19 protein-coding genes are annotated in these 21,090 nt (G+C 72.4%); 8 read left to right on the top strand and 11 right to left on the bottom strand.

The window, feature by feature from the left end; translation table 11 throughout:
- Window positions 1–137: 137 nt before the first annotated feature.
- Window positions 138–1,550 (bottom strand): spondin domain-containing protein, encoded by a 1,413-nt coding sequence (locus WMF42_RS24905; RefSeq protein ID WP_437685160.1) that lies wholly within the window; start codon window positions 1,548–1,550, stop codon window positions 138–140.
- 569 nt (window positions 1,551–2,119) lie between these two features.
- Here WMF42_RS24905 and WMF42_RS24910 point away from each other — a divergent pair.
- From WMF42_RS24910 to WMF42_RS24930, 5 genes are all read left to right on the top strand, one after another.
- A complete protein-coding gene (locus tag WMF42_RS24910; RefSeq protein ID WP_437685162.1) occupies window positions 2,120–2,548 on the top strand; it encodes a hypothetical protein in 429 nt (142 codons plus the stop codon).
- Window positions 2,541–3,242, top strand: a complete 702-nt coding sequence (locus WMF42_RS24915) for an RNA polymerase sigma factor (RefSeq protein ID WP_437685163.1) — start codon at window positions 2,541–2,543, stop codon at window positions 3,240–3,242. Before WMF42_RS24910 ends, WMF42_RS24915 begins: the two co-directional genes overlap by 8 nt.
- Window positions 3,232–3,912 carry an NrsF family protein gene (locus WMF42_RS24920; protein WP_061611237.1) on the top strand — a complete coding sequence of 227 codons (681 nt, stop codon included), beginning with the start codon at window positions 3,232–3,234 and terminating at the stop codon, window positions 3,910–3,912. Before WMF42_RS24915 ends, WMF42_RS24920 begins: the two co-directional genes overlap by 11 nt.
- A gap of 38 nt (window positions 3,913–3,950) precedes the next feature.
- Window positions 3,951–5,396, top strand: coding sequence for a right-handed parallel beta-helix repeat-containing protein (locus WMF42_RS24925; RefSeq protein WP_437685166.1), 1,446 nt, complete (start codon window positions 3,951–3,953; stop codon window positions 5,394–5,396).
- 296 nt (window positions 5,397–5,692) lie between these two features.
- Window positions 5,693–6,208 carry a hypothetical protein gene (locus WMF42_RS24930; protein WP_434041066.1) on the top strand — a complete coding sequence of 172 codons (516 nt, stop codon included), beginning with the start codon at window positions 5,693–5,695 and terminating at the stop codon, window positions 6,206–6,208.
- Between the two features lie 34 nt (window positions 6,209–6,242).
- Here the strand turns inward: WMF42_RS24930 and WMF42_RS24935 are convergent, their stop codons facing one another.
- The 8 genes from WMF42_RS24935 to WMF42_RS24970 form a co-directional block, all read right to left on the bottom strand.
- Complete coding sequence (locus WMF42_RS24935; RefSeq protein ID WP_437685167.1) at window positions 6,243–7,238, bottom strand: hypothetical protein; 996 nt, start codon at window positions 7,236–7,238, stop codon at window positions 6,243–6,245.
- Window positions 7,239–7,264: 26 nt separating this feature from the next.
- Window positions 7,265–8,122 (bottom strand): hypothetical protein, encoded by an 858-nt coding sequence (locus WMF42_RS24940; RefSeq protein ID WP_061611240.1) that lies wholly within the window; start codon window positions 8,120–8,122, stop codon window positions 7,265–7,267.
- 4 nt (window positions 8,123–8,126) lie between these two features.
- Entirely contained in the window at window positions 8,127–8,480 is a 354-nt protein-coding gene (locus WMF42_RS24945) for a DUF4150 domain-containing protein (RefSeq protein WP_061611241.1), read from the bottom strand.
- 20 nt (window positions 8,481–8,500) lie between these two features.
- The gene (locus tag WMF42_RS24950) at window positions 8,501–9,760 is read right to left on the bottom strand and encodes a DUF2169 family type VI secretion system accessory protein (protein ID WP_437685169.1); all 1,260 of its coding nucleotides are present in this window, start codon (window positions 9,758–9,760) and stop codon (window positions 8,501–8,503) included.
- Window positions 9,761–9,838: 78 nt separating this feature from the next.
- Window positions 9,839–10,186 (bottom strand): hypothetical protein, encoded by a 348-nt coding sequence (locus WMF42_RS24955; RefSeq protein ID WP_437685171.1) that lies wholly within the window; start codon window positions 10,184–10,186, stop codon window positions 9,839–9,841.
- Entirely contained in the window at window positions 10,186–11,139 is a 954-nt protein-coding gene (locus WMF42_RS24960; protein ID WP_437685173.1) for a lipase family alpha/beta hydrolase, read from the bottom strand. Before WMF42_RS24960 ends, WMF42_RS24955 begins: the two co-directional genes overlap by 1 nt.
- A 128-nt stretch (window positions 11,140–11,267) precedes the next feature.
- A complete protein-coding gene (locus tag WMF42_RS24965) occupies window positions 11,268–12,659 on the bottom strand; it encodes an LLM class flavin-dependent oxidoreductase (RefSeq protein ID WP_437685175.1) in 1,392 nt (463 codons plus the stop codon).
- 341 nt (window positions 12,660–13,000) lie between these two features.
- Window positions 13,001–14,086 carry a hypothetical protein gene (locus WMF42_RS24970; RefSeq protein WP_437685177.1) on the bottom strand — a complete coding sequence of 362 codons (1,086 nt, stop codon included), beginning with the start codon at window positions 14,084–14,086 and terminating at the stop codon, window positions 13,001–13,003.
- Between the two features lie 646 nt (window positions 14,087–14,732).
- Between WMF42_RS24970 and WMF42_RS24975 the strand changes: the two genes are divergently transcribed.
- Both WMF42_RS24975 and WMF42_RS24980 read left to right on the top strand, forming a co-directional pair.
- On the top strand, window positions 14,733–15,707 hold the full coding sequence (locus WMF42_RS24975) for a GAF domain-containing protein (RefSeq protein WP_061607957.1): 975 nt from the start codon (window positions 14,733–14,735) through the stop codon (window positions 15,705–15,707).
- On the top strand, window positions 15,704–15,907 hold the full coding sequence (locus tag WMF42_RS24980; protein WP_061607958.1) for a hypothetical protein: 204 nt from the start codon (window positions 15,704–15,706) through the stop codon (window positions 15,905–15,907). The genes WMF42_RS24975 and WMF42_RS24980 overlap by 4 nt, the downstream gene beginning before the upstream one ends.
- A gap of 17 nt (window positions 15,908–15,924) precedes the next feature.
- Here WMF42_RS24980 and WMF42_RS24985 read toward each other — a convergent pair whose 3' ends face one another.
- Window positions 15,925–17,244 (bottom strand): acyltransferase family protein, encoded by a 1,320-nt coding sequence (locus WMF42_RS24985; protein ID WP_437685179.1) that lies wholly within the window; start codon window positions 17,242–17,244, stop codon window positions 15,925–15,927.
- Between WMF42_RS24985 and WMF42_RS24990 the strand changes: the two genes are divergently transcribed.
- Window positions 17,243–18,106 (top strand): DUF6209 family protein, encoded by an 864-nt coding sequence (locus WMF42_RS24990; RefSeq protein ID WP_061607962.1) that lies wholly within the window; start codon window positions 17,243–17,245, stop codon window positions 18,104–18,106. The two genes, WMF42_RS24985 and WMF42_RS24990, sit on opposite strands and share 2 nt — an antisense overlap.
- Window positions 18,107–18,117: 11 nt before the next feature.
- Here WMF42_RS24990 and WMF42_RS24995 read toward each other — a convergent pair whose 3' ends face one another.
- On the bottom strand, window positions 18,118–20,934 hold the full coding sequence (locus WMF42_RS24995; RefSeq protein ID WP_437685181.1) for a hypothetical protein: 2,817 nt from the start codon (window positions 20,932–20,934) through the stop codon (window positions 18,118–18,120).
- Window positions 20,935–21,090 lie beyond the last annotated feature (156 nt).

A 21,090-nucleotide genomic window follows, 5' to 3' on the forward strand; every position in this document is an offset into this window, starting at 1 on the left:
CTCGGGATCGAGCCCTCGTCGAACTCTGCCGTTCGCTCCACGCGACCAGCCCGTCGGGCGCCTCGCGCCGATCGCAGCGCACGCGATCGAGCGCGGAGCGGAGTCATGCGGGGGCAGCGCCGCCGCTCGTGGTCCCGCTACCGCGCCGGGGTGATGGTCACCTTCAGCATCTGGTTGGACGCAGGATACAGATAACCGTCATCGACGGAGCGCACATGGTCCATGGGATCGTCGGCGCCCATCTGCGGCCCGGCCTGGCGCGGCGCCTGATCGGGGCCCACGCCGGGCCACTGGTTGGCCTCGGTGCCCGTGTCCCAGATCGAGACCTGGTCGGAGACATCGCCGCTCACCGGCTCGCCGCTCGCGTCGAACAGCGCGATTCCCTCTTCGCTCGGCGCGAAGAACAGATCGTTCGATTGGCCCAGCATCGACGCGAAGCTCAGCCGCTCGCCGGGCCGCGCGGTCACCGTGAAGCTGAACTTCGCGCCGGGCAGCAGCGGCCCCGGCATCGAGGCGTGCACGGGCGTGTCGTAGACCAGCACCGACGAGATCCCGCTCTCCCCCCCGACCTCGGCCTCCAGCGACTCCGCGAGCGTGGTCGGGTTCCCATCCTCGGCCAGCATCTCGAGGCCCTTGCCCCGGTCCGCCTCGCCCGACCTGAACAGGGGCGCCGCGGCCCCGTGCACCACCGCGACGCCCGGCGCCGCCGGCGAGGTCAGCCCCGCGCGGGGCGTGGCCCGCTCGTGCAGCATCATCGGGTTCCCGTCCTCGGCCTGCGCCTCCAGCCCATCGCCGGGGTTCGCCTGCCCGATCGTGAACAGCGGGTCTTCCATCGTGTGCACCACGAAGAGCCCCGGCGACAGGGGCACGGCGGCCGGCTCCCCGCCCTCGGGCATCAGCGTCCCCACCTCCGACATGTTGGTGATCCGGATCGTGAACTCATTGCCCGGCTCCGGCGTCACCGTCACCTGGAGGACCTCTTCGACCTGCGGGTAGGGATACCCATCCTTGACCAGCCGCACCGTGTTGTCCGGGTCCGGAGCGCCCGTGTTCGCTCCGCCCTGCCGGGGCGCCTGGTTCGGCCCCGCGCCCGGCTCCTCGTTGGCCTCGGTGCCCGCGTCCCACAGGATGACCTGGTCGGTCACGTCCCCGCTCACCGGGTCGCCCGCCTCGTCGTAGAGCGCGATCCCGGCGCCATCGGGCGCATAGAACAGATCATTCGATTGTCCGAACATCGTCGTGAACGACAGCCTGTCGCCCGGCAGGGCGCCGACGCGGAACTCGAAGCTCTTCTCGGGAAAGAGCGGTCCGGGCATGCTCTCGCCCACGGGCGTGTTGAACACGCCGGCCACCCGGTAATCCCGCGCGGGCGTCACGTTCTCGATGGTCACCTCGAAGCGCGCGGCCGCGTCCCCGCCAGCGGGCCCGCCGGCACCTCCCCCGCCCATGCCACCGGCGCCGGTGGTATCGCCTCCTCCGCCATCGCTGCAAGCAGCGGCGAGGGTGAGGACGAGGGGCAGTGCCGACAGCGCGCGACTCCGAATCTTCATGACGATCCTCCAGAAGCGGTGAATGAGATGACGCGACTTGGATCGCCGCCGCGGCGGCGAGCCGCGTGGCAGCGATCGTTCCTCCGACGCGCCCCGGAGACAGGTGCGGCCGCGGGCGCCGGCATGGCGCCCGCCTCGGCCCGCGATGCCCCGCGGCGTGTCGTTCGGTGGTGCTACGCGGCGGGTGCACGTCGGTTTCGCGCCCCCGCACAGGCCTGATTGATCGCGCACGAGAGGAATTTTCCATCTTAACGGAAGACCTCCTCGAGCGCCTGGGCCCTTCGCTTCGGACCCCTCTGCGGCCGGCCCGGCGACGCCGCCCCGCTCCGCACGCCCGCAGCGCCGGCGAAACCGCGGCGCGGCGCGCGCGTAGAGGGGTCAGCGTGGCCGCAGCCTTCGCCCGATCGCCGCGAGCGTGCCCCGAGCGACCGGAGAGATTCAGCAGGATGACGAGAATGCGCGATGAACTCACCCCCTCTTCCCGCCTTCCCTCGTTCCTGCTCAATTGGACGACGGCACCACGGCGGCCACGGGCGGCGCCTCGACCACAGCGATCCAGGAGGGCGAGCGTGAAGAAGATCTCGACAGCGACCCTGCTCCTCGCGGCGCTCGCGATCGCAGGCGCGAGCACCGCTGCGTGCCAGGGAGAGAAGGCGCCCCTCGCGCCCGCCGCGACCGAGCTCGAGGCGCCGGAGGCGAAGGCGCCCGCCGCGGCGACCTTCGCGATCGACAAGGCGGGGAGCAAGGTCGAGCTGATGATGGACGCGCCGAAGGAGAAGACCCGCGGGCGGATCGAGGGCTCCGCCGAGGGGACCTTGCAGGTCGATCCCTCCGACATCACGAGGACGACGGGCCTCATCACGGTCGACCTCTCCCCCCTCGAGCTGCTCCAGACCGAGGTGCTGTCGCCCAAGGTCGCCAGAGAGGCGATGGTGTCGCTGGAGTTCACCGCGGGGGCGACGGCGCCGGCCAGCGCCGCGGCGCCCGCGGATGAATGAGCTCGCCCTGAACGCCGCGATGGATCGGTACGCGTGCGGCGACGCCCGCGCGTTCCCGGAGCTTCACCGCGCTCTTCACGCGCGCCTGTTCGCGTACCTCACGCGCATGTGCAGCTCCACGACGCTCGCGGGCGACCTGACGCAGGAGACGTTCCTGCGGCTGCACCGCGCCCGCTCGACCTTCGCCCCGGGCGGCGCCGTCACCCCGTGGGCCTACGCCATCGCGCGCAACGTCTACCTCGATCACACGCGCGCCCAGCGGCACCGCAGCGCCGAGCGCCTCCCGAGCGACCCGGGCGCGGAGCCGCCGGACACGCGCGGCGCCGACGGCGAGGCCGTCGCGATGGCCTCGCAGACAGCGCGGGCGGTCGAGCGGGTGCTGTCGAGCATCCCGGCGGCGCAGCGCGAGGCGTTCATCCTGCTCCGCTACGAGGGGCTGAGCGTTCAGGACGCCGCGGCCATCCTGGGAGCGACCCCGAGCGCGGTGAAGCTCCGCGCGTTCCGCGCCTACGAGGCGCTGCGGGCCGAGATCGAAGAGCTCCAGCGGGGGCCCGAGGCCGGGACGGGCGCGCAGACCGGCGCGGAAAAGCGCGTGAAGAAGCGCGCGGCGACGGGCGCTGCCGCGGAGCCGGAGCGGAGCGGCCGCCGCGGCAGGGCTCCGGGAGACGTCCGAGGAGGTGCGGATGACGGATGAGCGCGATCTGCTGGAAGGGCTCGAGGACATCCCCGATCCCGCGGCCCACCTTGCCGGCCGCCCGCCGCCGCCCCTGATGGCGGCGCCGGCCGAGCCGTCGCTCACGCGACCCGCGCGCGAGCGCCGCGTCGTGGGCGCGGTCCTCGCCGGGCTCGCCTGGGTCCTGCTCCTGGCCTGGATCGCGGGCTTCCGCGCCGATATCGGCTCGCCCCGGGTCGCGATCCCGCTCGCCCTCTGGGCGTTGCTCGCCGGCCTCGGCCTGGTGCTCGCGCGGACGCCGCGGGCGCGGGGTCTGCCGGCCGGCGTGAGGGCGCTCCAGGCGCTCGTCGCCGCTGTGCCGGTCTGGTTTCTGTCGGCGGCCGTCGCGACGTCGGGCCTCGCCGGCGGTCCGGTGTCCGTGATGTCGCACCTCAGGTGCAGCGCGATAGCCCTCGGCATGGCGCTGCTCCCGCTCACGCTGGCGGCGTTCGTCCTGCGCCGCTCGTTCCTCTCGGCGCCGGCATGGCGCGGCGCCGCGATCGGCGCCCTGTGCGGGCTCGGGGCCGTGATCGGCATCCAGGCGCATTGCTCGTACGACGACCTCCTCCACGTCCTCTTCGCGCACGGCCTGCCGATCGCGGCCGGCGCGCTCCTCGGCGCGGCCGCCGGGGCGCTGCGCGGGCGGGCCTGAGATCACGGATCGGGTGAACTTTCGACAAGGAGCCTTCGATGGGTACGCGTCTGATTCTTGGTTCCCTCGTTTCGAGTGCGACGCTTCTGTTCACCCTCGCGGCGAGCCCGGCGGCCTCCGCGGCGACGCTCTCGGTCGGGCCCGGCAAGACGTACGCGACGCCGTGCCAGGCCGTGTCCGCGGCGGCGGACAACGACGTCATCGAGATCGACGCGGCCGGCGACTACGATGGCGACGTCTGCGCGATCCCCAGGAACGGCCTCACCCTGCGCGGCGTGGGCGGGCGCGCGAAGATCGACGCGGCCGGGAAGAGCTCCGGCGGCAAGGCGATCTGGGTGATCCAGGGCGATGACACAGTTGTCGAGAACATCGAGTTCAGCGGCACCACGGTGCCCGATCAGAACGGCGCCGGGATCCGCCAGGAGGGCGTGAACCTCACGGTGCGCGGGTGCTACTTCCACGACAACGACGACGGCATCCTCGCGGGCGACAAGCAGGGGAGCACCATCCTCATCGAGTACACCGAGTTCGCGAACAACGGATTCGGCGACGGCCAGTCGCACAACCTGTACATCAACCGCGTCGACAAGCTCGTCTTCCAGTACAACTACTCGCACCACGCGAAGATCGGTCATCTGCTCAAGACGCGCGCGCTCGAGAGCCACATCCTGTACAACCGGCTCACGGGCGAGGACGGCAACAACAGCTACGAGATCGACGTGCCCAACGGCGGCAAGACGATCATCCTCGGCAACCTCATCCAGCAGAGCCCGAACACCGACAACGGCGGGGTTATCACCTACGCCGTCGAGGGCGCCTCCAACCCCAGCAAGTCGCTCTTCGTGGTGAACAATACGCTCGTGAACGATCGCCAGAACGGCGGCACGTTCGTGAACATCGCCGACGGCGTCGCGCCGGCGCTCGTCCGCAACAACCTCTTCGTCGGGCCCGGGACGATCGTCACGCAGGAGGATGCGGTGCAGGAGGGCAACGTCCAGGGGGACGCGATGCTCGTCGACAAGGCGGGCTTCGACTACCGCCCGCAGGTGGGCTCGCCGGCCGTGGACAAGGGCGTCGCGCCGGGGCAGGCCGAGGGGTTCGACCTGACCCCCAGGTATCACTACGTGCACCCCGCGAGCGCCGTCGGCCGCATGACTGTCGACACCATCGACGTCGGCGCTTACGAGCTCAACGGCGATGTCGAGGGCGGCGGCGTGGGCGGCGGCGTGGGCAGCGGCGGCGCGGGCAGCGGCGGCGTGGGCGGCGGCGGCGTGGGCGGCGGCGGTCCGGGCGGCGGCACGCCGGGCAGCGGTGGCGCAGGGGGCGACACCTCGAGCGGCGGGAACGACGCCAATGCGGGCGAGGAGGGCGGCTGCGGTTGTCGCGCGGCCGGGTCGGATCGAGGCGCGGGGGCCGGCTGGCTGGCGCTGGCTGCGCTCGCGCCGATCGCCGCGCTCCGCTCGGCACGCCGGCGTCGCGGTTAACCCCTGTCCAGAGAGCAGCAGAGAAGACATCGGACGACCCTGCTCGCCCCTCCGGAGGCCTCTTCGCCTCTCACGCCCAGGCCGTCCAAGCACAGGCCGTGATCCCGGCAAGCCTGTTCCTCGGCCAGGCGCCGTCCTCCACCGAAACTCCACGAGCTGCTCCACCAAGCTCCACGGGTTGCTCATGCCGCTCACCCGTCGTGTGAGCTAGGTTGAAGGCCTCACGCATGGACGGAGGCAAGGCAATGGCAGGAACGACGGACGACGGAGGCGGACGGCGCGGAAACCCTCGGAGGATGGCGATCTGGGGCGCTGCAGCGCTCGTCCTGCTGCTGCCCTTGGTCGCGATGCAGTTCACCGGAGAGGTGGCCTGGGACCTGGCGGATTTCGCCATCTTCGGCGCCATGCTGGCCGGCGCTTGCGGCACCTACGAGCTGGCGGCGAGGGCGACGGGCAACAAGGCGTACAGAGCCGCCGTCGGCGTTGCGCTCGCGACAGCGTTCATCCTCGTCTGGATGAACCTCGCCGTCGGCATCATCGGGAATGAGGAGAACCCCGCCAATTTGATGTATGGCGGCGTCCTCGCCGTCGGGGTCGTCGGGGCCTTCATCGCACGCTTCCGGCCCCATGGAATGGAACGCGCGCTCGTCGCGACGGCGCTCGCTCAGGCGCTGGTCGCCGCGATCGCCCTGATCGCCGGGTTGGGGTACACCTTGATCCTGACGGGGTTCTTCGTCGCGCTGTGGCTCACATCGGCCCGGCTGTTCGGGCAAGCGGCGCGGGAGCGAGCCCCCGCGGGCGCAGCGCCGTAGGTCGACCCGCGCCGTCCGCGTTCGGGCGGCCGCCTCAGCCCGCGCTCTTCGGCGCCTCCGGGGCATGGACGCGGGTCCACGCCTCGCCGTCGAAGCGCGCGACGTCCGTGGGGCCGACGCACCAGAGGACGCCGCCGGCCTGCTCGATCGTGTGAATGTAGCGCAGCTCCTGCTCCAGGCCGGTGCGCACCCGCACGACGCGCCGGCGCTCGAGGTCGTAGCGGAAGAGGCCGAAGTTCGACCCGAGATAGAGGGTCTCCTTGTACATGGCGACGGCGTGGAAGAGGTGCGGGCTCCTCTCCTTCGACACGCTCAGGAAGCCGTCGCGGTGATTGCCGACGAGCAGCGCGCCCTCGTGCCCACACACCCAGATGCGCTGCGCGCTCTCGACGTGAACCGCGTTGAGCCCGCCGATCGACGGCACCACGAGGCGGCGCCACCGCAGGCCGCCCAGGTGATACAGGCTCCCTTCGAGCCCGAGCGGGCCGAGCTGCTGGGCGGCCAGGTAGATGTCGTCCTCCGCTGGCCCCTGGAGGTCGATGGGCCTCACGAGGTCCTTGAAGTCCACGCCGGGCGCCTGGAGGAGGCCCGCGTCCGCGTGCGCCCAGCGGCCGGGAGCGAGCCTCCGGTACACCTGCCCCGCGCTCCCGCAGGCGAACAGGCGGTCGCCGACGCGGCGCAGCGCCGTGAGGAAGCCGTATCCCTTCGACGTCGGCCGGTAGAGCCCGGCCTCCGGGATCTGCTCGAGCGCCGCGCCCCGCGGAGACCAGAGCTCGACCTCGCCGTCCAGGGAGAGCGCGCACAGCGCGACCGCTTCCCCGGGGGCCGCATGCTTCTCCAGCCCGACAGTGAAGAAGCCGGCGTCATGCGCCGTCCACGGCGGGGCGCTGCCCTCGTCGTACAGGAAGAGCCTTGTATGTGGGGTGTAATCCCCCGGCGTGGAGAAGGTCGCCGAGAGATAGACGCTGGAGGCGCTCAGGGCGAGCGCGCCCGTGATCGTCATCGGGGTGTCGCCGGGCTCGTCCGGCATGGCTCGGGGATCCGCGCCGCTCGGGTTCATCTGATCTTGACTCGCTGGGTGGTGTCGACCCCTTGAAACGCCCTGCCCACCTCGCGGATGATCTGGGCAGTACACTCCGGCTTGTACGCGACCGTCACGCGGAGCGACGATCCGATCACCTCGGAGAGCGGGAGGGTGCCGTCGGTCGACTCGCCGGCGGCGACCTTGCTGTTGAGGATGTTGTTCAGGTCCGCGTGGATGGCGTTGTGCAGCGTGCCCTTGATGAAGGCGTTCCCGGGGATGCAGATGGCGGCGCCGTCGTCCTCGGAGATGATCCTGTACGCGGAGCCGTTGCGCGTGCCCGACCGCACGAACTCGTCGGGGACGATGTGGTGCGACTGAGAGCCCTCGCCCGGCAGCAGCTTGCAGATCCTCTTGAGATCGCCGTGCCGCCCCACGAGGCACGGGGGGCGCCTGACCTGGACGTTGCTGTCGAGCCTCGGGGTCGCGCGGGTGCTGAGGCCCATGTCCAGGCCCAGGAAGGGCGTGCGCATCGGCCGATGGTACGGATCGGTGAGCGCGTCCTCGGTGAGGGCCTGGGTCCGCGAGATGCCGACCAGGCCGATGGCGCCGGCGAGCATGCCCCACACCCCCGCGCCGGCGGCCGCTCCGCCGGCCGCCGGGCCGAGGGCGGACAGGGCGCCCGGCGCCGCCCGCTTGGCGGCATCCTCCGCCGCCTTCCTGGCGGCCTCCGCCGCGAGCTGGCGGGCGAGCTGCTCGTCGAGCAGCGCCACCTGCGTCCCCTCTCTCTGTGTCGTGTAGACGCGCCCGAGCGCGTTGGCGGGTGGGTTGCCATCGCCGGGCGTCTCGCCTCGAACGGCTGCGTCGATCTGCGCGCTGGGAGGGAGGGCCACGGCGTCAAGCCTTCACGTTCATCCAGCAGCGATCGCCCCTGCGCACGATGCGCCGGCCGTCGGCGCGGACGTTCGTCGACGCCTCGTGCGCCCACACCTTGCCCTTGTTCACGCCCGACTTGACGCCGCCGCCGGTGCCGGGCTCGTCCCCCTGGACGGTCGGCGCCTGGCTGTGATCGTAGACGTAGCTGGGCTTGCCGTTGAGGTTCACGTTCTCGATGCACTTCATGCTGCCGTCGAAGCTGGCGTAGAGCATGTACGGGACCGGCACCATCGCGCCGCCCACCGGGGTCAAGCACACGTCAGGGGCCATGGTGACCGCGTAGAAGCTGCTGTCCTTTCGAGCTCCGATCGGCATGTTCTTCCTCCGTGCCTCGACTAGGCCTCACCCGTCTGTTTCATGTACCCGAGCGCCAGGAGGCTCGTGCCCTCGACCTCGAGCGACGCCGGGATGCGCGCGCGCCACACGAGCGACAGGCGCATCTGGTCGAGGTCGACGATGACCGTGTCGATGGGCACGGCGGCGAAGCTCACCGCGTCGTCCTTGCCGGTGAGCCGGACGACAACGGCGGCCTCGGGCACGTGGAAGCGGCAGGCCGTGCCCGCGGTCTCGGGCGCCACGCCGGGCGCGCTCCGCGGCAGCAGATTCCACAGCTCCGCGAGCTCGCCGCCAAACAGGTAGTCGCACTGCATGTCGGGGTGCGCGCCGTTCCAGTAGGCCATGTCGAAGTCGGGCGGCATGTACGGCCAGCGCTCGGCGAGCCAGCGATCATCGAAGGTGCCGGCCAGGTTCAGCCGCGGCTGCCACGGCTTGGCGATGACGCCGACCCCGCGCGGCGACAGCTCCGGCACCTCGCCGGCGCGCACCTCGCCCGCCACCATCCTCGCGAAGATCTCCGCCGTGATCCCGGCGCCGGGCGCCTCGATCCGCGGGGCCGGCCAGCGCTTCACCTCGGCCGCGTCGGCGTACCAGCCCTCGAGGAAGCCGACGCCGAGCGGATTGTACGCGCAGGTCGCGTGCGCCACCGGGGCAGCGCCCACCTCCGGGTGCGCCCGGCGCGCCTCCTCGCTCAGCCGGTGCGCGTCGTCGAGCCGCTTCGCGGCGTCGTCGTCGGCGTACACCTTGAGCTGGCCGCCGAAGGCGTGCTCGTAGCGGAGCGGCAGCGCCTCGAAGGGCTCCGGATCCGTCAGCGCCCATCCCTCGTCCTTGCGCTCGAACGAACGCGCCCCGCGGACGGCCAGGCGGTGATCCAGCAGCGTGCAGGCTCCCGCCAGGTTGGGTATCGCGGCCAGGCGCCGGACGCGGACGCGCACGTCCACGCGCGCCACGGCCTCGCCGGCCGGAGCGTGCGCCGAGCCGATCACGATGACGTCGCACCTCGGCTTGCTCTGCGCAAGATCGCTCTCGTACTTGACGCTGCTCCGGTTCATCTCGCCGTGAGCCACATCCGAGACGACGAGCTCCCCCTCGGTGAGGGCGGCGACGTGGGTGATCCTCGCGCCGTCGCTCTCCCCCGCCTCCGGCGCGGCGCGCAGCGCGTAGCTGCCCCGCGCGACGACGACGTGCGATTCGTCGCCCCGAGCGTCGACGACGTCGTACTCCAGCGCAGGAAACGGAGTTCGGTTCTCGAGTTCCATCGCGGCGCGGCAGGATACCCGCCCGCTTCGGGGCGGAGCAAGCAACGCGCCGGGATGCCTGTGGCACCGGCGGGGGGTTCACGGGCTGGCGCGCTCTGTCCCTCGACCGCCATCCGGCGCGGCCGGCGCGCTCGCCTCGCCCTCGCCCGGCGTCCCCGCTGGCTCCTTCTGCTGCTCGACGACGAAGAGGACCCCATCGATCGTGTACCCGGCGACCCGGTTGACGAGGCGGATCGCCACGTGGACGCCGGACACCAGGGTGTTGTGGACGAGCCGGATCCCCTTCACCGGCGTCGCGATCGGAGGGATCTGCTCCAGCAGGTCGAAGGGCAGCTTCGCCGCGTGCTTCTGCAGGCGCTCCACGGCCCGCGAGCCGTTGTCGACCGCATCCTGCACGAGGTCCTTCAGGCCGCGCCACCGCTCCATCACGCCGCCTCCTCGCACCACGCGCGGATCTGCGCGTAGACGCCCGGGTCGCGGGCCAGGCGCAGGTGGCCGAGCGCCGGCATGATCCGCACGTGCTCCTGCGGGAACGGCGAGCACCGATCCCTGGCCACCGCCCTCCCCGTGGCGCTCCTCAGCGAGACGACCGCGTCCCCGAACAGGAGCGAGAGCCGCGGGTCGGCCGTGAGCGCACCGGCGATGAGGTGGTGGCGGACGTGCGGGAGCAGGGGCACGGGGTGGCGCCGGTTCTGGAGCAGGGCGTCCGCGCCGGCGCCCTCCCAGTCCTCTCGGCGCAGGTTGGCATAGGCCAGGTCCTTGATACCGCTGCTGCGGAGGTTCGCGATGTCGGCGATGAGCTTCGTGTACGGATTGTCGATGCGCCCGAGCGCCCACGTGACGACGCTGCCAACGCGCTCCAGAGGGGCGCCGAGGTGCGGTGTGCCGAGATAGAAGGCCCGCTTCAGCACGGGCAGCCACCTCCGCCCCTTGTCGCTCGCCGCGTGCGCGGCGCTGCGCGCGACAAGGCCGCCCATGCTGTGGCCGATGATGGCCAGCTCCTCCACGGGAACGGGATAGCGACGGACGAGCTCCTCGAGGAGGCCATCCAGGACCTCCCCGTTCTCGGAGACGCGGAGGCCGCTGTTGTACCGTACGTAGAGCGGCGTGTAGCCGAGGTCGCGCGCGAGCCGCGATCCGTACGTCTCGCCGTCCGGCATCGTCCAGACGCCCTCGGTGCTCATCAACCCGTGCACGAGCACGACGACGCGCGGCGTGGCCGACGCCGCGGCGTCCGCGGGGAGCGCCGCGGCGAGCGGCACCGGGCGCCCCTCGCGGACGAGCTGCATCGTTGTCTCGAGGCCGTTGGTCGTCCGCCTCAGGTAGTCGCCGAGGAATCCATTGAGGACGGCGATGGCCGATTCCAGGTTGCTTCCCATGCGACGAGCCAGCCCGCGTTCTACCACGGTGCCGCGTCGGGCGCCCCCTCGGAAGCTTCTGAAGACGGTTGGGCCAGGAACAGCGAGCCGGCGCCGTCGCCCGCCGCGGTGCGCTCCGCCGCGCGCGTTCAGCGCGCCAGCGCGGCGGCGGCCTGGCCGCCGGCCGCCCGGCGCAGCGCGAACCGGTTCTCCGGCCGGGGGAGCCCGTAGTGGTCGCGCAGCGTCGTGCCCTCGTATTCGGTGCGGAACAGGCCGCGCCGCCGCAGGATGGGCACCACGTGGTCGACGAACGCCTCCAGGCCGGAGGGGAGCAGCGGCGGCATCACGTTGAAGCCGTCCGCCGCCCCGTGCGTGAACCACTCCTCGATCGTGTCCGCCACCTGCTCCGGCGTGCCGGTGAACGTGCGGTGTCCGCGGCCGCCCCCGAGCCGCGCAAGGAGCTGCCGCACGGTGAGGTCCTCCCGCCGCGCGAGGTCGGTGACGAGGGCGAAGCGGCTCTGCATCCCCCGCACCGCCTTCACGTCGACAACGGGGGGCAGCGGCCTGTCCAGGTCCGCTTCGGTCAGCTCGACGCCGATCAGCCCGGAGAGCTGCTTCAGGCCGTAGGCGGGCACCTGGAGCTCCGCCAGCTCGTCCTCGCGCCGCCGGGCCTCCTCCTCGGTCCCCCCGAGCACGGGCACGATCCCCGGCAGGATCTTCACGAGCGCCGGGTTCCGGCCGAACGCGGCGACCCGCCGCTTGAGGTCCGCGTAGAACACCTGCCCCTCGGCCAGCGTCTGCTGCGCGGTGAACACCGCCTCGGCGTACTGGGCGGCGAACTCCCTGCCATCCTCCGAGGAGCCGGCCTGCACGAGGAGCGGGTGGCCCTGCGGCGTGCGCGGCACGTTGAGCGGGCCGCGCACGCGGAAGAACCGGCCCTCGTGGTCGATGCGGTGGATCCTGTCGCCGTCCGCGAAGCGCCCTGTCGCCTTGTCGCCGATCAGGAAGTCGTCTTCCCAGCTATCCCACAGCTTGAGGCACACATCGACGAACTCGGCCGCGCGCTCGTACCGGTGCCGGTGCTCCGGCACCTCGTCCAGGCCGAAGTTCTGGGCCGCGTCGCTCCCCGCGGTGGTGACGATGTTCCACCCCGCCCGGCCCCCGCTGATGTGGTCTATCGTGGCGAAGCGGCGGGCCAGGTTGTAAGGCTCGTTGTACGTTGTCGACGCCGTGGCCACGAGCCCGATCCGCTCGGTCGCCGCGGCCAGCGCCGGCAGCAGCGCTGTCGGGTCGAGCCGCCCGACGGGCCTGTACCGGATGTCGCCCTGCAGCGCGGGGCCGTCGCCGAAGAAGATCGAGTCGAAGGTGCCTCGCTCGGCCACGCGGGCGAGGTGCCTGTAGTGGGCCACGTCCCACGTGCCGGTCAGGTTGCTCTCGGGGAACCGCCACGCCGACTCGTGGTGTCCTATCGTCATCAGGAACGCATTGAGGTGCAGCTTGCCGGGTCGGCGTGAGGCGGTCACGGGAGACTCCTTGTCCATCGAGCTCGCGGGTACGTGCGGGGTCGGAGCCGCGGAAGGCGCGACGCCATGAACGGCGGATTGCGAGCGCGGGGCGAGGAGCAACTCCCGTACCGCAGGTCGGTCGGGAGCGTGTGCGGAGGCTCGCCGGCGATCGCGCGGCGGCTCTCAGGCGGCGCCGGGGCGAGGCGGGACAGGAGCGCTGCTGTCGCGCTGCTGCTCCAGCAGCACGCCGTGGGGATCCGCTGCTCCGGCGCGCGCAGGGGGCGCGTCCGTCGCGCGGGCCGGCCGGGACGGTGGATCCGTCATCCCTCGCGCGGAGAGCGTGGCGTCCTGACGCCGACCCGCGGCGAGCGCGACGTTCAACCCGGGCAGGTGCGCCGATCCGCGGGCGCCGCGTCGGTGAGCTCGTGTTCGGGCTCGACGACCTCGACGTCCAGCGCCGGGGGCGCGGTCTTGCGGGCGCCCTTCTCGGCGTCGGCCATGCGCCGCGCGTCCTCGGGCGCCTCCACCCAGGGGCGGGTGAAGCGCTCGGGGCGCACCAGCGGCATCGACGGCCGCGGCCCCGCGGTCGCCTGGCGCGCCTCCTCGGCCGCGATCTCCAGCAGGCTCTCGCGGCTGATGCTCACCAGATCGAAGCGCAGCGCCTCGGGCATCGATCCGGGGCGCGCGGGCTGCTGCAGCTCGGCCTCGATCGCGGCCAGGCTCTCTTGGCCCACCGGGGCCGCGCCGAGCCGGATCTCGGGCAGCGACGGCGGCGCGCCGACGAGCTCCCGTGGCGCGCCCGCCGGCGGCGGGGGCGCGTCCCGGAGCAGCACCGGGCGGGCCAGCGAGCGGGGCGGCCCACCGTTGGCGAGGAGGATGAGGCCCGCGACGGCGCTGCGCCTGTGGGCCGGCGGCGGCGGCGGCGGCGGCGGCGGCGCGGCGCGCCTGGAGGGCGGCGGCGGCTCGCAGGGGGCCGCGACAACGCAGGTCGACGGCGGCGGCTCGCGGACCTCGGCGCCCGGGCGGCGCGCCAGGGAAGTCGCCGCCTCCCCGCGCGGGCGCGATCGGGTGCGCCGGTGCCCCGCGCGGACCGGGCGCGGCTCCGCCGTGGCGCCCTCGTCGATGGAGCGAAGGCCGCGCTCGATCGCGGGCAGCACGCCCTCCCGATCCGCCCACGTGGGCATGACGACGCAGAGGATCGCCTCGGCGGCCACGCCGAAGTACACGTCGATGGGCGCCGCGCCCCCGTACGGGACCAGCTCCTCGCGCGGCAGCTCCACATGCCCGAGCCGGCCGCGATCCCCGAGGCTCAGCGCGGCCTCGACGATCCGGCTGCGGCCCTCCTCGGGCATGTCGCTCGGCGCTCGGCGGGTGACGAGCCGCCCCCGCCGGGTGATCACGAACGCGAAGTCTGCCCCCGCAGCCACATGGGTTCGATCCGAGATCGCGTCGAGATCCGCCACGCTTGCATCGTACACGATCGAGAGCAAAGGCGTCCGATGATCGTGGTTGTCGGGGCCAATCCCACCCCGCAAGAGGAGTTGCGGACGCTGGCTGGAAGATTGCCAGTGGAGCGCAAGCTGCGCTCTGGCGCGCCCGGCGTCCGCCGCAAGCACTGCCTCGCTGTGGTCGCGCGCGAGTGCGGCTTCACGAGCTGGGAGCGCGCGCGGCGCGCCCTCGAGGGAGAGCCCGGCGCGCCCGAGCTCGGGACGCTGCTCTACGGCCGGGACGCCGGCGCGCTGCACCACTGGTTCGCGACCCACGACGAGGCGCGCGCCCACGTCGCGGCGCTGCCGGAGGCGCCGCGCAGCTACCTCCTCGCGTACAAGCACCACGTCTTCGTCGCCGACCGGGCGTTCGTCGCGAAGCGCTGCGCGCCCGATCCGGGCGAGCCGGAGCGCGCCGCGCGCGAGATCGCGTGCCTGCGCCACGCGCTCCAGGCGGCGGAAATCTCGCCGCCTCCTGGAGCGCCGGACCGTTTGAGCGCTACCGGTCCTGCGGGGAGCGGCCAAGGGCACGCGGTTGAGTTAACATTTCACCCCGGGCGCTGTCGCGTCCTGCCCGGGCCTGGACCGGACGCCCCTCCTCGCCCGCAAGAGCACCCCCCTCATGGCCGATCTGAACGACCCCGCGCGCCTCACCGAGCTGCATCACGTGCTGATGCACGCCGACACGGACGCCCTCCTCGACACCTGCGTCGCGCGCGCGGCGCAGCTCGCCGGAGCGCCCATGGCGCTCGTGAGCCTGGTGGTCCGGCACATCCAGCTCTTTCGCGCGCACCACGGGCTGCCGCCGGAGCTGTGCGTGAGCTGCGCGACCTCGCGGAGCAACTCCTTCTGCCAGCTCGTGGTGCGCCACGAGGCGCCGCTCGTCATCGAGGACGCGGAGAGCGACCCTCGGGTGCCCAGGGAGCTCGTCGAGCGCTACGGCATCCGCGCCTACGCCGGGGTGCCCCTGCGGGTGCGCGGTCACGTGCTCGGCTCGCTGTGCGTGCTCGACGGCGTGCCCCGCAGCTTCGGGCCGCGCGTTGTCGAGGGGCTCGAGGCGCTCGGCGGCGAGGTGGGGGCGCGGCTCGAGGCGCTGGTGGCCGACGCAGCGCCGCGGAGCAGCGCCACGAACGAGCGCCTCGCCCGGCTCGAGCAGACAGCGCGCACGCTGGAGCACGCGCTCGCGGCGATCGCGCCCGCGATCGCCGCGGCGCACAGCGCGGCGGCGGCGCTGGGGGACGCGCCGCCGGACGCGCCGGGCCCGGACGACCTGAGCGCGGCGGTCGACTGCTACCGCGACATGTTCGCGATCGCGGAGGAGCTGGCCGACGACGCCATGGCCCTCGCGCGCTCCGCCCCGGCCGAGGTGGCCGCCGAGATCGCCCAGGCGACGCGCTCGCTCGCGACGGACATGGTCGAGATAGGCCCGCTCGTCCGCCTCGCCGAGGGCGTGCTGCAGGGCACGCTCGACCAGGGCGCCGCCGCGAGGGCGGCCCACGTCGTGCGGGACGCGTTCGCCGCGCACGAGACGGCCTCCGCCGCCGTGCGACGGATCATCACCACCGCCGCGCGCATGCGGGCCGCGGAGGCGTCATGAAGGGCCGTGCGTACCAGCTCCTCCGCTCCTGCCTCGGCCACCAGGACCCTCCGAGCGCGCGCAGCGCCTTCATCTACGCGCGGGTCATCATGCGCGCGCGCGTCGTGCCCGGCGAGATAACGCCCACGCTCGACGATCCCGAGGTCGAGCGGCGCCTGGAGAGCGCGCTGCAGGAGATCCTCCCGCGCCGAGGGAAGTAAGGGTCGACGGCGCGCCGCTACGCGGCCTGCCGCGCCGGCCGGGCCGCCTGCGGCGCACGGCGGAGGTCGAGGGAGAGGCGGAGCCGGAAGAGCGGGCGCTCGATGAGGTGATAGGACGCCGCGGCGCAGAGCCCAGCCAGGACCAGGTTCTGCGGGAAAGCGGTCCACCAGGCGTTCGAGCGGGCGTCGAGGAAGGGCTGCTGCCAGAGGTAGATCGAATAGCTGGCGACGCCGACGAGGGCGACGGGGCGGCGATCGAGGAAGCGGCCGATAGGGCCGTCGGGGAAGCGCACGACGCGGTCGACCACGAGCGCGACGGCGGAGTTCACGAGGCTGGTGCCGACGAAGAAGGAGAAGAGAGGGTGCTTGCCGCCCGCATGGGCCACGAGCGCGACGAGCGGCACGGCGATGAAGGCGGGTGAGCCGAGGAAGCGGCGGTAAAGCGGCCACCGCCAGAGGGCGTCGCGCGCGAGGGCGAGAGCGCAGCCGGCGGCGAGCGCGTCGACCACGGTGGGGAAGGTCTCGCCGATGCCGGCGTGGGCCGCCGGGAAGGCCAGGTAGGTCGTCACGCGCACGAGCGGCGCGGCGAGCATGGCGAGCGCGGCGACGGCGAGGCCGCGGCGGAATCCGGCGAGGGCGAGGGCCGCGGGCCAGAGCAGATAGAACTGCTCCTCCACGGCGAGCGACCATGTGTGGCCGAGGATCCAGCCGCGATCTGCCGTGTTGTAATTCATGGTGTACGTGGCCGCGTGGGCGACGTCGGACCAGGGCAGCGCGACGACGCCCGCGGCGCGCGCGGCCGCGACGGCGAGCACGAGGGCGTAGAACGGCGGGAAGATGCGCAGCGTGCGCCGCAGGTAGAACGCCGAGAGGGAAATTCGCCCGGTCGCCGCGTGCTCGCGCGCGAGCAGCGTGGTGATGAGGAATCCGGACAGGACGAAGAAGACGCGCACGCCGAGGTTGCCCAGATCGAAGCGCGCGAAGACGCCCGTGTTCCTCGCGAGGTGCGCAATCACGACCATGGTCACCGAGACGGCACGAAGGCCGTCGAGCGACCGGATTCGCCCGCTTTGATCCATGATGTTCCCCCCAGCACGCCGCCCGCCTGGAATCCCATGATGAGATGGGCGAAGACAGCAGGCCAGCGCGATCGAAGTCGCTGGAGAGCCGCGCGCTCGACCGCGACACACGCGAGTGTCCCGCGCGCCCGTGCGGTCGACGGGCTCGACGCCCGGGGCGGGCTTGAACGCGCCCGCGAAGCGTGCGACCGTGGCCGCGGCGCCGAGAAGCGCGATCTGGCCCGCTCCTCGGCACCTGCTCATCGAGGAGGGTTCCATGGCGACGATCGCTGTTCTGCAGTTCTTCCCCGGGTGGCTGCACGCGCAGCAGGGCGAGATCGAGCGCGGGGGGAGGCTCAGGATCGACTACGCAACTGCCCGCCTGTCGCGGTGCTTCACGACGTGGCGCGGCGCCGAGATCGGCGACATCACCGCGGTTGTCCGCTTCCACCCGCGCGGCGAGATCGTGCAGGGGAGCGTCGTCGAGGAGCAGCGGACTCCGGGGGATCCGCCCGGGGCCGTCGTCGCGCACACGCCCGCGCCGCTGGAGATCTCCGTGCCGGACGACGCCACGCACGTGGAGATGTGGTTTCACAACTTCTCTCAGACCAGCGCGCGGTGCGACGCGTGGGACAGCCGCTTCGGCGACAACTACTGGTTCGACGTGGGCGGCCCGCCGCCGCGGGTCCCTGCGCAGCCGGTCGTGTACCGCGCCGGGGCGCAGCAGCGGCCCGAGCTCGTCAACGTGCGCTCCGCCCGGATCTCGAAGGTGAACGCGTTCCCGAGGCCCGCGGGTGGGCCGAGCGTCGGCAAGGACATCCAGGTCCACCTCGACCTCGTGGCGTGGGTCAGCCGCTCGGCGTGGGGCGCGAACGCCTGGATCGACGTCCATGTGTTCGACGGCAGCGACTCGCTCGTCCACGCCGAGACGCTCACGCTGGCGTATACCGGGTGGGGCCCGGTTCAGCAGTACGGCTTCGACGGCAAGCTCTTCCAGGGCTCCACGGCGACGCCGGGCTCGGTGTCACCACGGCCGGACGCGCGCAAGGTGCAATATCGGCTGTACCACGAGATCGACGGCCAGGTGTTCACGGATGGGATCCTGCACCAGGCGGAGCTCCCGGAAGACGCGCTGATCTGAGCTGCCGGTCGTCAGTGGACGCGGGCCGGCGCCGCCGGGACGGGCGCCGCGCCGGGGCACCTGCCGTTGCAGAGCGTCTGTCGCAGGAAGCGCTCGCGGGCGGGAAGGTCCGTGTCGAGGAGGAACGGGGAGAGCCTCCCCGTGCCGTCCGCGCCGCCGGACGTCACGGGCGACACGTGATAGAAGCCATCGAGGCTCGGCTGCTCGGACTCATGGCATCCGTTGCATGTCTGCGTGGCGAACGCGTGGCGCAGCGCCTCGCTGACGCCGGGCACCGTCCAGCGGAAGACCTCGGCGTTGGACTCGCCGCCCAGCATCGCCGCCGGAAAGAGCGCTGTCCCCGCGAGGACGCCGCTCGCGTTCGCGTTGATGAAGCTGGCCAGCGCGCGCGAGACGTCGAGGCTCTCGTCCGGGTTCTGCTTCGTTGTCGTGATCTGCAGCCGTGCCGGGCTGCCGGCCACCAGGTGGAACTCCCTGAGCTGCCACGGCCTGAAGTCGAGCTTCTCGTTCGTGCGGAGCTGCCCGAGCGCGCTCCCGTTGACGCCCGACGGGCTCGCGCCGCGCGCCGTGAACTCGTCGGTGATCATCTGGAGTCGCGCGCCGAGCTCGGGGCCCATGGCGACGGCGCCGAGCGCGTGGAAGCGCTGCGCCCACAGCTCGCGCGACGCGCTCGCCGGGAGCTTGTACTCGAAGATCACGGTCATGGGCGCGCCGAAGCTCCCCTGCTTCAGCCCGAAGACGAAGCGGCCTTCGCCGGCGCCGCCGCCCGACGAGAGATCGACCCGGTTCACGATGGCGAGCAGCTCGAAGGGCGACCGCGAGAGGTCGAGCCGGCCCGTGCCGGGGATCTTCGGCCACGAATCGACCAGGGCGCGCACGGCCGGGCGGTCCTCGACGGGGAAGCCGTTGACGGAGCCGGCCGAGAACCCCGCCGACAGCCACTGCTCGACGAGCGCGGAGGGATCGGCGCCGGGCGACGCGAGCTGCTCCATCAGCCAGCGGAAGCTGAAGTGCCCGCCCGCCGCGCTCGAGGCGCGCTCGCCGCCGACGATCGCGGGGTCGACGATCATGAGCTCCTTGAACGGCGCCACCTCCTCCTCGGCGCTCCGCGGGCAGAACTCCCCCGGCCCGAGCGGGTCGCACGCCGACAGGACGCCGCCGTCGAGCGCGTTGTCGTCGAAGAGCACGTCGGGCGAGTCGAACGCGCTCCCGTCCCGGTGCACCACGCGGTCCATGGCGATGACCGGCGCCGACGCGGTGATCTCGACCCACCCGGCAGAGCGCCTGCTGGCGGCGTCCGTGAACGGCGCGTTGACCCAGCTCGGATCGCCGTACGCGTTGTAGAGGCCGCGCGCGGGGATCTGCCGCGTGAAGAACGTCACGTCGCCCGTGCCGTCCTTTCGCAGGATCCGGACGGTGATGGTCGTGGGGTAATCGTTCGGGTTGTTGACGATGACGTTGCTCCACTGCGTGTGCCCGCTCGTCGTGGGCCAGTTGTTGAGGTAATACGGGGCGAAGAGCTTCCGCGACGTGGCCGTCTGGAGCGGGCCGTCGTCGAGGTCCCTGAGGGGCGCGGACGCCGCATTGCCGTCGCGAAACGTCACCCGGTTCATCCCGAAGACAGGCTGGCTCGACGTGATCTCGACCCAGCCGACGGAGCGGTTGTTCGCGACATCGCTGTTCTGGACGCCGGCCCAGCTCGCGTCGCCGCTCGCGTTCCAGTACCCCATGGCGGGGACTGTCTTCGTGAAATCACCGAGGACCGCGCCGTCCTTGCCCCGCACGACGACCCGGAGGGACGCGGCCGTCGCGCCCGGGTTGTTGACGACGACGCTGGACCACTGCGAGAGCCCGCTGTTCGTTGGCCAGTTCTTGACGAACAGGTTGGCGCGCAGGGTCGTCGACGTCTCCGACGTGAGCGCGTCGTCCTCGACGTGGACGGCCGGCGCGCTGTACGTTGTGCCGCTCCGGAGGGTGAACCGGTTCATCGCGACGACGGGGGCTGTCGAGAGCACCTCGACCCACCCGATCGAGCGCCCGTTCGCCGCGTCGGAGTTCGCGACGCCGAGCCAGCCCGCGTCTCCGTAGGAGTTCCACACGCCCTTCGCCGGGAGGGTGCGGCTGAGCGACGACAGCACGCCGCCGCCGTCGGTCCGGTGGACGCGCACAGTGATCGTCGCGGCCTGATCACCGGGGTTGTTGACGATCAGGTTCGTCCATTGCGTGGCGGCGCCGCCGCCGGCGGGCCAGTTCTTCAGGAACAGGCTCGAGAAGAGCCGGGTGGAGGGCGATTTCACGAACGCCTCGTCGTCGAGCAGGGCGACGGGCGCGTCGAACGTGCTCCCGTCCCGCAGCGCCACCCGGCTCGTGGCCGCCACAGGGACGTCGGAGGCGAGCTCGATCCACCCGATCGAGCGCTGGTTCGCCGGGTCGCTGTCGTCGATGGCCAGCCAGGCCGCGTCGCCGAACGAGCCGTACGCGCCGCGCGCCGGGATTGTCTTCGTGATGACCTCGAGCGGGTATCCCCCGCCGGTCCGGTGAATCGTGATCGTGACCTGCGCGGGGACCGGGTTCGGGTTGTTCACCGTGATGTCGGTCCATTGCTTCCGGCCGTTCGTGTCGGGCCAGTTCTTCACGTAAAGGGACGCGTACTGGCGCGTCACGGTGCCTGTCGCGGCCCTGGCCAGGGCGTCGGCGGCGCTCGCCGCCTGCTCCTGACTCGCCTCCTCGCCCCCGTCCGCGTCTGCGTCGCTGTCCGCCGCGCTCACGCCGCATCCGCCGAGGATCATCGGGATCGCGAGCGACAGCATCATCCGTTTCGTGTGCACGAGCATGCTCCTTGGGGGCTTTGCCCCTCAATGACCTCTCCAGGGAGGAGCGGCGCCGGCGCTCCGCGCCGCGGCGCGGAGGACCTCAGGCGCCCTCTCCTGCCCTGCCGCTGTTCCTGAGGTTCCGGATAGCAACCGATGTACCGCCCTTCGCCG

Source organism: Sorangium sp. So ce176 (assembly GCF_051519835.1).
Lineage (GTDB): Bacteria > Myxococcota_A > Polyangia > Polyangiales > Polyangiaceae > Sorangium > Sorangium cellulosum_G.

Bases quoted from the DNA above. Each gene is read 5' to 3' on its own strand.
- WMF42_RS24935 (WP_437685167.1), bottom strand. From the start codon at position 7,238: ATGCCGGACGAGCCCGGCGACACCCCGATGACGATCACGGGCGCGCTC.
- WMF42_RS24915 (WP_437685163.1), top strand. From the start codon at position 2,541: ATGAATGAGCTCGCCCTGAACGCCGCGATGGATCGGTACGCGTGCGGC.
- WMF42_RS24920 (WP_061611237.1), top strand. From the start codon at position 3,232: ATGACGGATGAGCGCGATCTGCTGGAAGGGCTCGAGGACATCCCCGAT.
- WMF42_RS24945 (WP_061611241.1), bottom strand. From the start codon at position 8,480: ATGCCGATCGGAGCTCGAAAGGACAGCAGCTTCTACGCGGTCACCATG.
- WMF42_RS24985 (WP_437685179.1), bottom strand. From the start codon at position 17,244: ATGGAACCCTCCTCGATGAGCAGGTGCCGAGGAGCGGGCCAGATCGCG.
- WMF42_RS24975 (WP_061607957.1), top strand. From the start codon at position 14,733: ATGGCCGATCTGAACGACCCCGCGCGCCTCACCGAGCTGCATCACGTG.
- WMF42_RS24960 (WP_437685173.1), bottom strand. From the start codon at position 11,139: ATGGGAAGCAACCTGGAATCGGCCATCGCCGTCCTCAATGGATTCCTC.
- WMF42_RS24930 (WP_434041066.1), top strand. From the start codon at position 5,693: ATGGCGATCTGGGGCGCTGCAGCGCTCGTCCTGCTGCTGCCCTTGGTC.
- WMF42_RS24925 (WP_437685166.1), top strand. From the start codon at position 3,951: ATGGGTACGCGTCTGATTCTTGGTTCCCTCGTTTCGAGTGCGACGCTT.
- WMF42_RS24955 (WP_437685171.1), bottom strand. From the start codon at position 10,186: ATGGAGCGGTGGCGCGGCCTGAAGGACCTCGTGCAGGATGCGGTCGAC.
- WMF42_RS24990 (WP_061607962.1), top strand. From the start codon at position 17,243: ATGGCGACGATCGCTGTTCTGCAGTTCTTCCCCGGGTGGCTGCACGCG.
- WMF42_RS24905 (WP_437685160.1), bottom strand. From the start codon at position 1,550: ATGAAGATTCGGAGTCGCGCGCTGTCGGCACTGCCCCTCGTCCTCACC.
- WMF42_RS24950 (WP_437685169.1), bottom strand. From the start codon at position 9,760: ATGGAACTCGAGAACCGAACTCCGTTTCCTGCGCTGGAGTACGACGTC.
- WMF42_RS24965 (WP_437685175.1), bottom strand. From the start codon at position 12,659: ATGGACAAGGAGTCTCCCGTGACCGCCTCACGCCGACCCGGCAAGCTG.
- WMF42_RS24980 (WP_061607958.1), top strand. From the start codon at position 15,704: ATGAAGGGCCGTGCGTACCAGCTCCTCCGCTCCTGCCTCGGCCACCAG.